Genomic DNA, 16,250 nt, shown 5'->3' on the forward strand with positions numbered 1-16,250 from the left:
TAAGGACGGAACGGCTCGATTGCAAGAAGCCGACCCGCGAGGAGCGGATTTTTCAGGGAGGATTATATGACGTGGAATTTCGGTGATATTCTTGACAGTATCGCGCCGGTTTTGCCGCCGGATGCGCCCGCCCTTATTCATGGCGATCGGGTGATCACATGGGGGGAAACGACTCGGAGATCCAACAATCTCGGGCGCGCGCTGATCGCGCGCGGCGCCAGACCCGGCGACAAGGTCGCGTTCTATATGCGAAACCGGCCCGAATATGTCGAGACCATGGCGGCCTGCTTCAAGAGCCGTCTTGTCCATGTCAACATCAACTACCGCTACAAGGCGGACGAAGTTTTTTACATCTTCAATGACTCCGACGCGCAAACGGTCGTGTACGGTTCCGAGTTCCGGGACATCATCGTCGAACTGAAGGACCGGCTGACGAAAGTCGCCACTTTCATCGAGGTGAACGAAGACGGATCCTCTGCCCCCTTCGCGGAAAATTACGAAAAGGTCGTCACCGGCGGAGATGGCGCGCCGCTTGACATCGAGCGTTCGCCGGACGATCTGCTGTTCATCTATACGGGCGGCACGACGGGCATGCCCAAAGGCGTGATGTGGCGTCACGACGACATGCGGGAGGCTCAACTCACCACGCTTCGCGCATTGGGTCCGATTCCGGAGACGCTCCCCGAACTGGTCGAATTTATCAAGACTTCCGGTCCTGGCCCCAAGTCGATGCCTGCCTGCCCGCTGATGCACGGCACCGGCTTCATTACGGCTATCGGTAATATGATGAGCGGCGGCTGCATCGTCACGCTGGAGAGCCCCACTCTCGACGCGCATGAACTCTGGTCCGCGGTTTCGCGCCGTGGCGTCAATTCTCTGGCGATCGTCGGTGACGCTTTCGCCCGGCCGATGCTGGCGGCGCTCGACGAGGCGCCCGGAAAATACAACCTGGCCAGCGTCGTCTCGATCGTTTCTTCCGGCGTTATGTGGAGCACGGAAGTGAAGCGCGGTCTGCTCAGACATTTACCCAATGTCATTCTGATGGATTCCTTCGGCGCCTCGGAGGGGCTCGGTTTCGGCAGTTCGATCATGACCAGCGCCGGCGAGGTCAAGACCGCCAAGTTCCAGATCGGCGGCCGGTGCCGCGTGTTCGATGAAAACGATCAGCCGGTCGAACCCGGCAGCGGCAAGCCGGGCATCATCGCCATGGGGGGCCCGATTCCCGTTGGTTATTACAAGGATCCGGAAAAGACCGCCAAGACCTTCAAGACCATCGCCGGGGCCCGCTATTCCATTCCCGGCGATTGGTGCGTTGTGGAAAAGGACGGGAGCCTGACATTGCTGGGACGCGGCAGCGTCTGCATCAACACGGCGGGCGAGAAGGTCTACCCGGAGGAGATCGAGGAAGTTCTGAAGACACATCCCGCCGTCGAGGATGCGCTTGTCGTCGGCGTGCCCGATCAGAAATGGGGTCAGGCCGTCACCGGCATCGTTATGCTGGCGACCGGCGCGAAGTTTGACGAAGAGGATTTGCGCAAGCACGTCCGCTCGCACCTCGCCGGTTACAAAACGCCCAAGCGCATTCTGGTGGGCGTCGCACCTCTTCGCGCGCCGAACGGCAAGGCCGACTACAAGGGCGTTACCGATTTCGCGAAACGCGAGCTTGGGATTGCCTAGACGACGATTTGAGTGACGGTGCCGGAGACGGCGCGCGGCATCCGCAACGGGAGGACTACATGGGACGGGTAGACGGGAAAATCGCCTTTGTGACGGGCGGCGCCAATGGCATGGGGCGTTCCCACGCCTTGCTGCTTGCGCGCGAAGGCGCAACGCTGATCGTGACCGACATGGACGAGAAGGGCGGCAACGCCGTGGTCGAGGAGATCAACGATCACGGTGGGCAGGCACGATTCTTCAGGCACGATGTGTCGAGCGTGTCGGATTGGGAGCGGATTTCACAGCAGGCTATGTCCACTTTCGGACGCGTCGACATCCTCGTGAACAATGCCGGCATCCTCGTTTTTTCTGCTGTGCAGGATACCTCGAATGAAGACTTCGCACGTGTTCTCGACGTCAATGTTAAAAGCGTATTCTATGGCACAAAATACATATTGCCCGCGATGAAGGCGGCCGGTGGCGGCTCGATCGTCAATATTTCCTCGATCTACGGACTGATCGGTGCGCCCGCCACGGCGGCGTATCAGGCATCGAAGGGCGCCGTTCGTTTGCTGACGAAATCGACGGCTGTGGACTATGCGCCTTTCAAGATTCGCGTGAATTCCGTGCATCCGGGAATCATTCGCACGAATATGACAAAGGATCTTCTCGGCGATGCGGATGTCGCCAAACAGGTCCTGAGCGCCACGCTTATTGGCAGGCCCGCCGAACCGGTCGAGGTTTCCTATGCGGTCCTGTTTTTGGCATCCGACGAGTCGTCCTACATGACCGGCTCCGAGGTTGTCGTCGACGGAGGCTACACGACCATGTGATGCATTGCGACGCGATGGACTCTGAATTCATTGAATGTCGAGGCGGGTTTGTCGCTGAAACGGGGAGGGAGTTTGATGAAGAACGAGAAATGGCGCGAGGAAACCGGCCTGCGGGCAGTCGAAAAAGCCCGATCGCCGTCTGATTTCATCGACGTCGAGCACGGTCTGGTCGACCGCAAGATTTTCACCGATGAGGCGATCTACAAGGATGAGCTGAAGCGTATCTTCGGGCGTGCCTGGAATTTCATGTGTCATGAGTCCCAGTTGCCGGAAGTCGGCAGCTTCTTCATGAACTACATCGGCGAGGATCAGGTGATCGCCGTTCGCGACCGGGAAGGCGTTATCCAGGTGCTGATAAACACCTGCCCGCATCGCGGAAACACAGTCTGCCGCGCCGAACAGGGCAAGACACGCTCGTTCATGTGCGCCTATCACGGGTGGAATTTCGACCTGAACGGCGATCTGATCGGCGTGCCGGGCCTTGACGAGTTCTATCGCGGTGGCCTCAAGCGCGAGGAATGGGGTATATCGAAAGCGGCAAAAGTCCAGAGCTACAAGGGCTTTGTTTTTGCGACGCTCGATCCGCAGTCGCCCGATCTCGACGATTATCTTGGTTGGGTTGGCAAGCTCGGTCTCGACCTCATGGGCACTGATCGCGAGCTTGTGGCGGTGCCGGGGGTTCAGAAGAACCGCATTCGTTGCAACTGGAAGCTCGCGGTCGACAACCTGTTCGACTGGTATCATCCCAAGATCAGTCATGCCTCGGCGATCCGTTCGGGCTTCTTCGACGAAAAACTTCTTTATCCCGCCGATCAGATGGTGATGCTCGGCGAATATGGGCACGCGGTGAGCGGTCCGAAGATTACGATGGCGGAAGAAGAGGCGCTCGCCGCTCTCTCTGACAGTGAACGAAGAGCCGTGTTCGACTCTTTGCCCGGACAGTCATGGCGCTTCACGGAAAGCGCCGCCGAGACGCTTGGCCCGGTAGGGATAAAATCCCGCGGCCACCCGAATATTTTTCCGAACCTTTGGGTATCGACCGGCGGAACGCAGCTTTGCCTTCGCGTGCCCCGCGGCCCGGCGGTCACGGAGCTTTGGTGGTTCACTTTCGTCGACAAGAATGCACCGGAGGAGCAAAAGCGCAAAGTGGTCCGCATGGCCACGCATTTCTTCGGCCCCGCGGGCCTGCTGGAGCAGGACGATGGAGAAAACTGGAATCACAGCACACGCACCTGCCGCGAAACGATGACGAGCAGCCGCCGCCCCCTGAACTTCGCAATGGGCAAGGGGCAGGACATGGTGGAAGTGGACCCCTCCGGTCAGTCTCGCGTCGAGACGGTCATCAACGAGCACGCCCAGCTTTGGCTCTACCGCTCCTGGGCGGATTGGATGGAAGCGGAAGACTGGCCGGCTCTGATCGCCAATCATGCGGCCGAACCGCGTGGGAGGATCTGATGCGGATCGCAAGCGAAAGCAACGCCGGAACTCGCAATCCCGACGGGTTGCCCGAAAGCCTCGACGCGAAGGTGCGGCTGCAATACGAAGTCGAGCAGTTCCTCTACGAGGAGGCAGCGCTTCTGGACGAGCGCCGGTTTGCCGAGTGGCTGGATTTGCTGACCGACGACATTCATTACTGGATGCCGATCCGCCGCACGACGACGGCCAAGGATACCGAAAACGAATTTACCGAAATCGGCCAGATGGCGTTCTTCGACGATGACAAGGAACTGCTGACCGCGCGGGTGCGGAAAATGGCGGTGGGTTATGCGTGGTCGGAAGACCCGCCTTCCCGCACTCGGCATTTCGTCACCAATGTGCGGCTGATCGCCATGCACGGGGACGACATCACCGTCGAAGCCAACTTCCATCTCTACCGCACACGGCTTGAATCGGAGGAAGACGGCTGGAGAGGACGCAGGCAGGATGTCTTGCGGCGGGTCGGCTCGCAATTCCGATTGGCGAAGCGGCATATCTATCTGGAGCAGACCGTGCTGCTTTCGCCCAACCTCAGCAACATTTTTTAGCGGAGCGCGGAAAATCATGAGCGATCGCAGGTCAACATCGCGCCGGTGTTTTCGATGAAGAGGCTCGCCGGCGAAAGCGTTCTCATCAGCGGCGGCGCAACCGGCTTGGGGCGCGCGATCGTCGAGCGGTTCATTTCCGAAGGCGCGTTGGTCACCGTTGTGGACAATTCGAAAGACAAGTTCGCGGAGATGCAGAACGGCCGCCGCGACATGCTCGAATGCGTATCGGGCGACGTGCGGAACATCGAGGACATGCAGAGGGCTGCCGGGCAGGCGCTTGCGCGTTTCGGCAAGATCGACTGCGCCATCGGCAATGCGGGGTTGTGGGACTATTCGACGCCGCTCGACAACATACCGACCGAAAGCTTGAGCGGCGCCTTCGACGAAATCTTCGGCGTCAACGTCAAGGGTTATCTGAATCTGGCGAAGGCGGCGCTTCCGTCCCTCGTCCGATCGAGGGGGTCGCTGATTTTCACGGTGTCCAATGCAGGGTTTTATCCGGGCGGCGGCGGGCCGCTTTACACGGCATCGAAACATGCCGTCGTCGGGTTGATCCATCAGCTTGCTTTCGAACTCGCACCGGCGGTTCGGGTCAACGGCGTCGCACCGGGCCCCATTCACACCAAACTCAGGGGCCCACGGAGCCTGGGGCTCGACACTATGACCATCGACCAACTTGACCTGCCGGCCAACGCCGCCGCGATGATGGCGATAGGAAGCGTGCCGACGCCGGAAGAATATGCCGGCTCCTATGTCCATTTCGCGTCACGCTCGGATTCGATTCCCTCGACGGGCGGAATTCTCATGACCGATTGCGGCATTGGCATACGCGGGATCGGGGCCGCCGCTGCTGGTCATGCTCTGGTCGAAAAATATATCTGAGGAGATCGTCCGATGCAGGTTTCGTCTTTTGGCTATCTTGGATTGAGTGTCAGCGACCTTTCGCGCTGGAAGAGTTTCGGCGCGGATTTCCTCGGTCTCGGGGTTGCGTCCGAAGACGCCGACACGATTAAATTCCGCAACGACGACCGGGCCTGGCGCATCGCGGCTCACCGCGGCGATGCGGACGACATTGCCTATGCCGGATTCGAAGTGGCGAATGCGGACGCGTTGGCGGCGATCCGCGGCAAGCTGCAAGAAGGCGGTGTCGCCATTGAAGAGGCGACGGCAGATTTGCGCAAGCAGCGCGGCGTCAAGGACCTGGTTGTTTGTCGAGATCCCGATGGGCTGCGGGTTGAAATCTTCTACGGTCCGCTGGAAAAGTTCGACACGCCCTTCCGTTCGGGCTGTGTCGCCTCGGGATTCGTCACCGGCGATCAGGGGCTCGGTCATATCGTTCTGATGACGCCGGATTTGCCCCGAATGCGTGGCTTCTATTCCGGCATTCTGGGCTTCAAGCTGTCCGACACGATCGACATTCCCATTTCGGGCGAACTGACCATCAGCCTCGAATTCTATCATTGCAACCGGCGTCACCATACTGTCGCGCTGGGCCCCACGATGGGTCCGGGCGGCAAGAAGCTCCACCACTTCATGCTTCAGGTCGCGTCGCTCGACGATGTGGGGTTCGCCCTCGATCGGGTGACGCGCTACGGCGTCCCTTTGCGCAACACGCTAGGCCGACACACCAACGATCACATGGTTTCGTTTTACGCGGCAACGCCTTCCGGGTTCGAAGTCGAGTTCGGCACCGGCGCCCGCACGGTCGATGACGAAGATTGGAGCGTGGTGTCGCACGAAAAGATCAGCACCTGGGGCCATGTGCCGGTGGCCTGACGGAGCGGAGAGACAATCGCGTGCCGGTCTCACGACCGGCCAAACGGCGAGGGAGGAAGCGCTATGAGTATGTCCGGTGTGAGTAACTCATTCGATCGTATTTGCCACGGCCTCGATTCGTGGCTTGTCGAGGACACGTCGACCGGGCGCTTCATGCTCGACCGCGCCATATTCACCGATCCTGAGTTGTTCGAGCTCGAGATGAAGCACATCTTCGAGCGCAACTGGGTGTTTCTCGCCCATGAAAGTCAGCTTGCCAACGAAAGCGCCTTTCTAACCCTGACAATCGGTCGTCAACCCGTGCTTCTGACCCGGAACCGATCGGGCGAATTGAAATGCTTTATAAATGCATGCACGCATCGAGGGGCGCGGCTATGCCGGGAAAAACGGGGCAGACGAACGACGTTCACATGCCCTTTTCACGGTTGGACATTCAGCAACGATGGCACGCTGCTGAATGTCACCGATGAGGAAAATGGGGCGTATCCGGAACATTTCGACCGGAGCGATCTGGGCCTCCGCGAAGTCGGACGCCTGGAATCCTACAAGGGATTCGTTTTCGCCAGCCTTTCGGCGGACGTGCCTCCGCTGGACGATTACCTTGCGGGCGCGAAGACCTTCATCGACCTCATGGTGGACCAGTCGCCGGAAGGGAAGCTCGAAATCGTGCGGGGGGTCGGGCGGTATACCTATCGTGGCAACTGGAAGATGCAGACCGAGAACGGTCTCGACGGGTATCACGTGCCGACCGTGCATTCCAACTACCTGTTGACCGTCACAAACCGGATGACGGGCGGTTCAACGAACCCTACGAAGAGCGCAAACGTATCCGCGTGGATGAAGACGGATCAGGGCGGTTTTTTCTCATTCGATCACGGACACGCTTTGATCTGGAACGCGTCTGCCAGTTCTGCCTCCCGGCCCAATTTTGAATTTGTCGATCAGTACAAGCGGAAATTCGGCGAGGAGCGCACCCGGTGGATGACCGAAGCCACGCGAAATCTTCTTTTGTTTCCGAATGTATTCCTGATGGACCAGGTCAGCACGCAAGTCCGCATCGTGCGTCCGATCTCGGTCGATGAAACGGAAATCACGACATATTGCATCGCGCCGGTCGGCGAAAGCGCGCGGGCGCGCGCAATGCGCATTCGACAGTATGAAGATTTTTTCAATGCCAGCGGCATGGCCACGCCTGACGATTTGACGGAGTTCAACAATTGCCAGATCGCATATGGCCGCGATGGCGGCCGCTATAACGACTTGTCGCGCGGAGCGACGAGAGGCGTTCAAGGGCCGGGGAAGTTTGGCAAGGGGCTTAACGTCGACGCGACCATGAGCAGCGTCAATGTCGCCGATGAAGGACTTTTCGTGACCATGCACAAGGAATGGATCGAGCGAATGAAACGCGCGATCGCACAGGAGCGAGTGGAAGCGTTCCTCACACGCGAAAACGATTATTCGGAGGCCGCCGAATGACGAGCGGCGAGCGGTGCTGGATTTCGGTGGAGCGATTTCTTGGCAGGGAAGCGCTTTACCTCGATGAGCGGAAATGGGACGAGTGGCTGGCGCTTTATCGCCAGGACGCCGAATACTGGTTGCCGGCATGGGACGATGACGGAGAACTTACAGTCGATCCGCAAAACGAAATCTCGCTGATCTACTATCCAAGCCGAGCCGGTCTGGAGGATCGCATCTACCGCATTCGATCGCGCAGGTCATCCGCGACGATGCCGCTCATGCGGACCTGCCACATGTTTACGCTGCTATCCGTCGAGAGGCGGGAAGGCGGTGTCCATGCGCGGACCTCCTGGACGGTTCAGTCGGTACGCGAGGATCGGACCCTCGCCTACTACGGATGGGCGGACTACGATCTGGCGGAACACGGCGATGCCTGGCTTATCGCCCGGAAGAAGACCGTCGTTCTGAACGACCTCGCCGACACGATGATCGATGTCTACAACGTCTGAGGACAGCAGGACGTGAACAGCAAGCAAGCGCGACCCATTATCGGCACGATGATCGGAGATCCGGCAGGGGTCGGTCCCGAGGTGATTGCCCGCGCCCTCGCGACCGGCCATGTGCATGAACTGTCCATTCCCGTCCTGATCGGCAGCGCGGCTGCAATGGAGCGCGCGATCGAAATCACCGGCGTGCCGTGCAGCGTGCGGGTGACCCGTTCGATCGACGATCTGAGCGATGACCCCGCCATCGTCGACATTATCGATTCAGGCGCCTTGAAAGCGTCCGAACTGCCCCTCGCGGAGGATACTGTACGCGGCGGGGAGGCGTCGGCGCTGTGGCTCGACGAAATGGGCGCCCTTGCATCCGGCGGTGCCATCGCAGCCGGCGTCATGGGACCCATTAGCTCCACCTCCCTCAAACTTGCCCGCAAGGTGCCGGGCATCGTTAGCCCGACACCGGGCGAAAGCTATCTTGTCCTGCTGACAGGACCGCTCCGCGTCGCGCATCTGACCGACCATATTCCGCTCCGGCGGGTTTGCGACATCATCAGCCCCGATCTCGTGGCGCTTGCCTTGCGGCAGATAGATGGCGCGATGCGGAACTGGGGGATTGCCCGCCCACGGATTGTCGTCGCGGGCCTCAACCCTCACGCGATGGGAGAAGAAGACCGCGAAGCCATCGCGCCCGGCGTCGAGCGGGCGAGGGCGGAAGGCGTCGATGTCGAAGGGCCCGTAAGTCCCGACTCCGTGTTCCGGCAATGCGTCGAAGGTCGCTACGACATCGTCCTCGCCATGTATCACGATCAGGGACACATCGCGGTCAAGACATGGGGCTTTTCCGGCAATTGTGCCATCATCCTCGGGCCGTCCTACCTGCATGTGACGGTCGCGCATGGAACAGCCTATGACATTGCCGGCAAGGGCACAGCCGATCCGGCGATGATGCTAAGCGCCATGCGCACGGCGGCCTCTCTCGCCGCAGGCCGGGGATTTCCCGAAGAACGCTGACGGGCCGGACGCCGGATTTTATGTTCGGGAGGCGTCGGACCGGCCAGCTATCATTCGCAAGGGCGTATATTCAATCACCGTTTCGTTCCGTTGGGTCACGATCCGGTTGCTGGTGCGCACCAGACCGCGCCCCTTGGATGTCGCTCGCGCTTGAAGCACTTCGCATTCTACATGAATTGTGTCGCCGACAAAGGTAGGTCCCTTGACGTTGAATTCCATGTGCAGAAAGGCGAGGCCCGTTTCCTGCATCATTGATTGGACGAGTAAACCTTCGGCCATGCAATAGACCAGCGCGCCGGGCACCACGCGACCGTTCATGGGGCCGTGAGCCTTGAGATATTCGACATCGGTGAAGAGCACTTCCACCATGCCCGTCGTGTTGATGAAATTGACCAGGTCGGTTTCGGTGATCGTCCGGCCGATGGTGCGGAATTCCTCGCCGACCGTGAGGTCGTTCCAGCACATGCCGAGGCCTATCTTTCGCATGCCCTCTCCTTGCAGGTAGCGGCGGTGACACGGTCCCACCCGCGAAATCCTGTGACTGATGCCGGAAAATGCGTTCCGATGTTTTGCTTCAGCCTGGAATTCTGACCGGCATGCTCGAGTAGCCATTGATCAGATTTGAAAAAACCCTCTCGGGTTCGCCGATCACTTCGATCGGTTTGTCGGGCCAGCGTTTCAGGATTTCTTCCCAGACGACGCGGAGTTGCATTTCTGCCAGCCGGTTGCCGACGCAGCGATGGATGCCGAAGCCGAAGGACAGGTGCTGGCGGGGACGCTTGCGGTCGATGATGAAGCTGTTGGCGTTTTCGATTGCCTCTTCGTCCCGGTTGCCAGAGACGTACCACATGACGACTTTGTCGCCCTTCTTGATCTGCTTGCCGCCAAGCTCTGTATCCTGAAGCGCGGTACGACGCATATGCGACAAGGGTGTCTGCCAACGGATGATTTCGGGGACCATGGTTTCGATGAGCGCCGGGTTGTCCCGCAGCTTCTTGTATTGATCCGGGTTCCGGTTCAGTGCCAGTAAGCCGCCGGTGATCGAGTTGCGGGTCGTATCGTTGCCGCCGACGATCAGGAGAAGAATATTCCCCAGATACTCCATCGGCCCCATGTTTTTCGTCGCTTCGCCTTGGGCCAGCATGGTGATGAGATCGTTGCCTGGCTCGGTCGCGTTGACGCGCTGATTCCACAACTCGGTGAAGTAGGCGGCGCAATCGCGCAATTCATTCCTGCGGGCCTTCTCGGCCTCCTCGTCGCCGAAGGCGGTGCCGGCGGTGGCGGCATCCGACCAGCGGGTGAGCTTCCGGCGCTCTTCCCAAGGGAAGTCGAAAAGAGTGGCGAGCATCTGCGTCGTCAGCTCAATCGACACGCGGTCCACCCAGTTAAACGTTTCGTTGATCGGCAGCGAATCGAGAATCTTGCCGGCGCGCTCGCGGATCGTGCCTTCGAGTTTTGCCAGATTTCCGGGCGCGACGATCGGGCTCACCACCTTGCGCTGCGCGTCGTGCTTCGGGGGGTCCATCATGATGAACATGGGCAGGAAAAACCCTTCTTCCTGGTCTCGCAAGGCAACACCGCCCAATGTTGCTTCGGATGAATAGATGCCGTGGTTGGTGTCGACATGCATGATGTCCTTGTATTTTGTCACCGACCAGAACGAGCCGTATTCGCTGTCCTTGCAGTAATGGACCGGATCTTCGCGGCGCAGCCGCTCGAAATACGGCCAGATCGCATTCGCCCTAAAGAGTTCCGGATTGCTGACATTGATCTTTTCAAGCGGGATCGCGTAGGCATCTGCAATCGACTTATCTCGAGCGGCAACCAGAGTTTCACTCATGACGGCGTCTCCATTGCGTTTCCAGAAGCCTGCGAATGCGTGACATATGGGGCCGGTTGGCCGACTTTGCTCCTGTCGATTCATTATAAGCATATTCCCACGGCTTGTCAGGTTGCATTCTTCGGGCGGCGATGCGGGGTCGGCAGGAACTTTCCGAACAGTCCGTCACACGCATGTTGCCGGCCTTCCGCCTCGGCTGCCTGTGGAATGTCAGGCCGGCAGGGCGACGGCGATCTCGCGCAGTTTGAACTTCTGCACCTTTCCGCTCGGCGTTCGAGGCAGTTCGCCGACGATTTCCGCCCGCTCCGGCAGATATTGCCTCGCCATCCTGTGCTCTTCGAGGAAGGCGACCACCTCGCGCAAGCCAACCTCGCGGCCGGGCTTCGGTACGATGAACGCACATGCCCGTTCGCCCAGCCGTTCATCCGGTACGCCGACAATCGCCACATCCTGAATGTCGGGATGACGGAAGAGCAGGCCTTCGATCTCGACCACAGGAATATTCTCGCCGCCGCGGATGATGACGTCCTTGGAGCGTCCGGTCAGCCGGATATAGCCCTCGCCGTCGATGCGCGCGAGGTCGCCTGTATCGAACCAGCCCTCCGCGTCGTGATTGTACCAATCCGGTCTTTTGAGATAACCGACAAAAGTCGAACAGGCGCGAGCCTTGAGCATGCCCTCCTCGCCGGCGGGCAGGGGCCTGTTATCGCTGTCGACCACCTGGACTTCCATACCGGGCAGCGCGCGTCCGTCGGTATTGATCGCCTTGTCGTCCGGGTCGTCGAGGCGCGTCGTTGTTACCAGACCATTCTCGGTCATGCCCCAGGCCGACACGATATTCGTCCCGAGGATTTGCCGCGCCCGCTCGACAAGCGCGCGGGGGATGGGCGCGCCTGCCACCAGGAAGATGCGCAAACGGGATACGTCGCTCCCGTCCGCCGCCACCGTTTCGGTCAAATCAGACAGGAATGGTGTTGACGCCATGGTGAAGGTGATGCCTTCCCGGGCGATTGACGCGGAGGCGCGCTTCAGCTCCCACACATCCTGCAGAATGGCGGTCGCTCCGACCAGAATGGGCATTACCAGTCCGTACATGAAGCCTGTCTGGTGCGCCATCGGCGATGCCATGAACATCACATCGTCCCTGCCAAGCCCGAGGCACTCGGCGCAGATGAGGATATTGGAGAGCAGTGTATTCGACGTATGCATGACGCCTTTCGGCTCGCCGGTCGTACCGGACGTATACATCAATTGCGTTACGTCGTCGGGATCTGGCCGTCGCGCCGCGAAGAGACGGCCGGCGTCGCGCCGCTGCTCCCACGGCGTATCGAGAAGGACTTTCTCAAAGCTGGTTTCGCCGTCGCCGCCGATGACGAGCACATGCTTCAGCCACGGCAGGTCGGCTCGGATGTTGGTCACCATGGCAGGGTAATCGCAGCCGCGAAAGGCGCGCGGGATGACGAGCACCTTGCTTTCCGCAAGGCCCAGCATGAAGGACAGTTCGCGTTCGCGAAAAATCGGCATTAACGGATTGATCACGGCGCCGATCCGCACGCAAGCCAGATATAGTGCGGTGAACTGCCACCAGTTCGGAAGCTGGCAGGACACGACATCGCCTTTTTCCACACCGAGCTCTGCGAGGCCGATGGCGATGCGATCGACGATCTTTCCGAAGTCGCGATAGTTGAGGCGGGTTTCCTTGTTTGTCGTTGAATTAAAATCGGCGACCGCTGTCTTGTCCGGCACTTCAGCGATGCAGCGATCCAGATAGTCGGTGATGAGCTTGCCTGGCCAAAATCTGCCGATATTCATTGCCTTGACGCGCTCGTCGGGCAGAATTGGATTGAACATCGTCGTCTTTCCCCTTGGGCAAGCCTGTTAGGAATCTTTAAGTGCTTTTCGGCTGGAAATAATCTGGCCGCCCGGGAGGCCACGGATCGCCCCAAAGCTGTTCGCCGCCATCGACTGTAAGTACCTCGCCGGTGATGAATTTACCGCTGGGCGCTGCGAGGTAGGCGACCGCCTCTGCGATATCATGAGCGTCCCCAACGCGCAGCATGGGGTTCGATTCCGGATATGTCTTCAGGCCTTCGGGAGGATATTGTTTGAAGCCGCTCGTCTCGCAGACGCCAGGCGCGACGCAGTTGACGCGGATGCGATAGGGCGCCCATTCGACTGCAACCGATTTGGAGAGGTAGATAACGCCAGCGCGCGCCGCGCAGGTGTGCGCGATGCCGGGCATTCCGCGCCATATGTCGGCGACGATATTCACGATCGAGCCGGGTTTTTTTCTTTCGACCCATTGCCGCGCGGCGCTTTGCATCATGTACCAGGAACCGTTGAGGTTCGTGTCGATGACGGCATTCCAGCCCTTGACCTTGAAGTCGAGGGCCATTTGCGGAAACTGGCCGCCGGCATTGTTTATGAGAACGTCAAGCGCGCCGAACTTGTTCCAGACATCGTCGATGAAATGGTTGACCTGATCAGGATCCCGTATGGTCAGCGAGGCGCTGAAAACGCGAGCACCCATTCTTTCCAGAAGCGCAACCGTCGCGGCAAGCCTTTCTTCGTTGCGTCCGCATATAGCGACGTTCGCGCCCAGCCGTGCAAAGAGGCAGGCTATGGCCTTGCCGAAGCCGCTTCCGCCACCGGAAACCACTACCGTTTTTCCGGAGAAGAGATCTGCGCGATAGACCGTAGGCAGAGCCTTCAGTTCATCATCGGAAAAACCGAAATGGGTGTTTTGGGCTTCCATGTGCGTCGTCCCTCGAAAACTTCCGTCACGCAATAGTTTCGTCTTCACTGCTTCGTGCCGTTTCGTCTATTCCGATTCCGCTGAACAGCATTAGACACATATGGTCTGCCATCGTCTGTATGGACGTCCTGCCCGGCTGGTACCATTCAACCGACCAGTTGAGCGCACCCATGAGCAGCATGCGCACGAGACCAAGGTCGATGTCGCTGCGCAGCGCTCTCGACTTCTGAGCTTTGGCAAGTATGCGCCGCCAGAGTTCGGCGTAGGCGTCACGCAGTTTGATGTGGCGTCGCCGCACGTCTTCGGGGATCTGTCCGAAGATGCGAATATTCGCGGATGTATAGTCGTCGAGTTTCAGCAGCGTGGTGAGATGCGCTTCGACGGCAGCGCGAATTCGGTCGCGGTGCGATGAGCCTGGGGGTAGGTGCTCTTGGCTTTCCTCGACAGCTTCGTGAACCCGCCTCATGCCAATGTCCAGAACTTCTTCGAGGAGCTCGTCCTTCGAACCGAAATGGTAATAGAGGCTTCCCGCCTGCATATCGGCGGCTCTGGCGATTTCGATCAAGGTCGTCGCCGCATAGCCTTTTTGACGAAACGTCTTTGCGGCGGCGTCCAGTATTCTCGCGCGGCTTATGTCGGATTTACTCTGCTCGGTCGTCACGAATGCTCCATCAAGGCTTGCTTGGTGGTAATGGTCTAAAATCTAACATGCGTTCGAAACATATTGCACCCCATTTAAAATCGAACTAGTGTTAGAAAAAATGCACTGCCGTTGCCATGACATAATAAATTTATGTCTGAAGCGTCGCAGTGACGGAGGAGGGAAACATGCGAGGACTCGATCTGAAACCGGTCATCGTCACCGGCGGCGCGAGCGGTATCGGAAAAGCAATTGCACTCAGGCTTGGCGAGGAGGGTGCCAAAGTTGCCATCTTCGACATGAACGGGAAGGGCGCCGAGGCCACCGCTGAAGCAATTCGTAAAAAGGGCGGCGCAGCCTGGGCATATAAGGTCGATATCATCGACTATGCGACCGTGGCGCGGGCAGTCGACGCGTTTGAAGGAGCTGCTGGTCCGATTTATGGGCTGGTGAACAATGCCGGATGGGACGAGGCAAGACCCTTTATCCAGACAGAGCCCGATTTCTGGAAAAAAGTGATCGACATCAATCTGTACGGGCCGCTTAACCTCACTCATGTCGTTGCACGCAAGCTTGCTGAGCAAGGTGCCGGTCGGATCGTCAGCATCTCATCGGATGCGGGCCGTGTTGGCTCGTCTGGCGAGGCGGTTTATTCCGCGGCCAAGGGCGGCATCATCGCCTTCATGAAGACGATGGCGCGAGAATTCGCCAAGAAGGGTATTACGTTCAACACGATATGTCCGGGTCCGACGGACACGCCGCTGCTCGCATCCGTGGACGCATCGGGCGGCGGACGTCTGACCGAGGCGCTCACCAAGGCGATCCCGATGCGCCGGTTGGCGCAGCCGGACGATTATCCGGGCATGGTCGCGTTTTTTCTGAGCGACGATGCGAGTTTCATCACTGGCCAGACGATCAGCGTCTCGGGCGGTCTCTCCATGCACGGCTAACGGGGATTTCCATGGACTACGAAGACATTCTTTACGAAGAAAAAAATGGCGTCGCGACCATTACGATCAACCGTCCGAAGGTCTATAACGCGTTCCGCCCCCGCACCTGCGTTGAACTGATCGATGCTTTCCTGAAAGCGGGCTGGAACGAAGAAATCGGCGCGATTGTATTGACCGGGGCGGGCAACAAGGCGTTTTGCACCGGCGGCGATCAATCGGATCACGATGGCGCCTATGGCGACGGCGAGACGCGCGGAACCATCGGCATGCCGGTCGAGGAACTGCACACGGTCATACGCGACGTGCCGAAACCAGTGATCGCCAAGGTGCGCGGTTATGCCATCGGTGGCGGCAATGTTCTGGCGACATTGTGCGACATGACGATTGCGGGCGAGAGCGCAGTCTTCGGACAGGTGGGCCCCAAGATGGGCTCCGTCGATCCGGGCTTTGGTACCGCCTATCTCGCCCGCGTGGTCGGGGAGAAGAAGGCGCGCGAAATCTGGTACATGTGCCGGCGTTACCCGGCGCGCGAGGCGCTGGCGATGGGTCTCGTCAATGCGGTCGTTCCCGACGACAAGCTGGATGAGGAAGTGGACGCCTGGTGCGCCGAGCTTGTGGAGCGCAGCCCGACGGCGATTGCGATCGCCAAGAAATCGTTCAACGCCGACAGCGACAATATTCGCGGCATTGGCGGTCTCGGCATGCAGGCGCTCCGCCTCTACTACAACTCGGCGGAGTCGAAAGAGGGCGTCAAGGCGCTTAATGAAAAGCGCAAGCCGGAATTCCGCAAGCATATGAAATAGGTGG

Annotated in this window: 16 protein-coding genes; 11 read left to right on the forward strand and 5 right to left on the reverse strand. The window is 59.3% G+C overall.

The window, feature by feature from the left end:
• The first annotated feature begins 66 nt into the window (after positions 1-66).
• The 9 genes from Q7V31_RS11155 (at position 67) to Q7V31_RS11195 (ending at position 9,258) form a co-directional block, all read left to right on the forward strand.
• Positions 67-1,677 (forward strand): acyl-CoA synthetase, encoded by a 1,611-nt coding sequence (locus tag Q7V31_RS11155; RefSeq protein ID WP_304734279.1) that lies wholly within the window; start codon positions 67-69, stop codon positions 1,675-1,677.
• Positions 1,678-1,736: 59 nt separating this feature from the next.
• A complete protein-coding gene (locus Q7V31_RS11160) occupies positions 1,737-2,489 on the forward strand; it encodes a glucose 1-dehydrogenase (RefSeq protein ID WP_304734281.1) in 753 nt (250 codons plus the stop codon).
• A gap of 75 nt (positions 2,490-2,564) precedes the next feature.
• Complete coding sequence (locus tag Q7V31_RS11165; RefSeq protein ID WP_304734284.1) at positions 2,565-3,944, forward strand: SRPBCC family protein; 1,380 nt, start codon at positions 2,565-2,567, stop codon at positions 3,942-3,944.
• Positions 3,944-4,513, forward strand: coding sequence for a 3-phenylpropionate/cinnamic acid dioxygenase subunit beta (locus tag Q7V31_RS11170; protein WP_304734285.1), 570 nt, complete (start codon positions 3,944-3,946; stop codon positions 4,511-4,513). The genes Q7V31_RS11165 and Q7V31_RS11170 overlap by 1 nt, the downstream gene beginning before the upstream one ends.
• Before the next feature lie 54 nt (positions 4,514-4,567).
• Entirely contained in the window at positions 4,568-5,395 is an 828-nt protein-coding gene (hcaB, locus tag Q7V31_RS11175; protein ID WP_304734286.1) for a 3-(cis-5,6-dihydroxycyclohexa-1,3-dien-1-yl)propanoate dehydrogenase, read from the forward strand.
• Between the two features lie 12 nt (positions 5,396-5,407).
• The gene (locus Q7V31_RS11180) at positions 5,408-6,289 is read left to right on the forward strand and encodes a VOC family protein (protein WP_304734287.1); all 882 of its coding nucleotides are present in this window, start codon (positions 5,408-5,410) and stop codon (positions 6,287-6,289) included.
• A 63-nt stretch (positions 6,290-6,352) separates the two neighbouring features.
• Complete coding sequence (locus Q7V31_RS11185) at positions 6,353-7,765, forward strand: Rieske 2Fe-2S domain-containing protein (RefSeq protein ID WP_304734288.1); 1,413 nt, start codon at positions 6,353-6,355, stop codon at positions 7,763-7,765.
• The gene (locus Q7V31_RS11190; protein ID WP_304734290.1) at positions 7,762-8,256 is read left to right on the forward strand and encodes an aromatic-ring-hydroxylating dioxygenase subunit beta; all 495 of its coding nucleotides are present in this window, start codon (positions 7,762-7,764) and stop codon (positions 8,254-8,256) included. Before Q7V31_RS11185 ends, Q7V31_RS11190 begins: the two co-directional genes overlap by 4 nt.
• 12 nt (positions 8,257-8,268) lie before the next feature.
• Positions 8,269-9,258 (forward strand): PdxA family protein, encoded by a 990-nt coding sequence (locus Q7V31_RS11195; protein ID WP_304734292.1) that lies wholly within the window; start codon positions 8,269-8,271, stop codon positions 9,256-9,258.
• Positions 9,259-9,276: 18 nt separating this feature from the next.
• On the opposite strand, the gene Q7V31_RS11200 is transcribed toward Q7V31_RS11195, so the two are convergent.
• From Q7V31_RS11200 to Q7V31_RS11220, 5 genes are all read right to left on the reverse strand, one after another.
• Positions 9,277-9,744, reverse strand: coding sequence for a MaoC family dehydratase N-terminal domain-containing protein (locus Q7V31_RS11200; protein WP_304734295.1), 468 nt, complete (start codon positions 9,742-9,744; stop codon positions 9,277-9,279).
• 88 nt (positions 9,745-9,832) lie between these two features.
• Positions 9,833-11,098 (reverse strand): cytochrome P450, encoded by a 1,266-nt coding sequence (locus tag Q7V31_RS11205; protein ID WP_304734362.1) that lies wholly within the window; start codon positions 11,096-11,098, stop codon positions 9,833-9,835.
• 210 nt (positions 11,099-11,308) lie between these two features.
• Positions 11,309-12,949, reverse strand: a complete 1,641-nt coding sequence (locus Q7V31_RS11210) for a cyclohexanecarboxylate-CoA ligase (protein ID WP_304734297.1) — start codon at positions 12,947-12,949, stop codon at positions 11,309-11,311.
• A gap of 37 nt (positions 12,950-12,986) precedes the next feature.
• Positions 12,987-13,853 (reverse strand): SDR family oxidoreductase, encoded by an 867-nt coding sequence (locus Q7V31_RS11215; RefSeq protein WP_304734299.1) that lies wholly within the window; start codon positions 13,851-13,853, stop codon positions 12,987-12,989.
• Positions 13,854-13,878: 25 nt separating this feature from the next.
• Entirely contained in the window at positions 13,879-14,514 is a 636-nt protein-coding gene (locus Q7V31_RS11220; protein ID WP_304734302.1) for a TetR/AcrR family transcriptional regulator, read from the reverse strand.
• A gap of 167 nt (positions 14,515-14,681) precedes the next feature.
• On the opposite strand from Q7V31_RS11220, the gene Q7V31_RS11225 reads away from it, so the two are divergent.
• Positions 14,682-15,443, forward strand: coding sequence for an SDR family NAD(P)-dependent oxidoreductase (locus Q7V31_RS11225; protein ID WP_304734364.1), 762 nt, complete (start codon positions 14,682-14,684; stop codon positions 15,441-15,443).
• 11 nt (positions 15,444-15,454) lie between these two features.
• Positions 15,455-16,246 carry an enoyl-CoA hydratase-related protein gene (locus tag Q7V31_RS11230; RefSeq protein WP_293507204.1) on the forward strand — a complete coding sequence of 264 codons (792 nt, stop codon included), beginning with the start codon at positions 15,455-15,457 and terminating at the stop codon, positions 16,244-16,246.
• The last annotated feature ends 4 nt before the right edge of the window (positions 16,247-16,250 follow it).

Origin of the sequence: Parvibaculum sp. (genome assembly GCF_030651915.1) — a bacterium.
In the GTDB taxonomy this organism is placed as follows: Bacteria; Pseudomonadota; Alphaproteobacteria; order Parvibaculales; family Parvibaculaceae; genus Parvibaculum.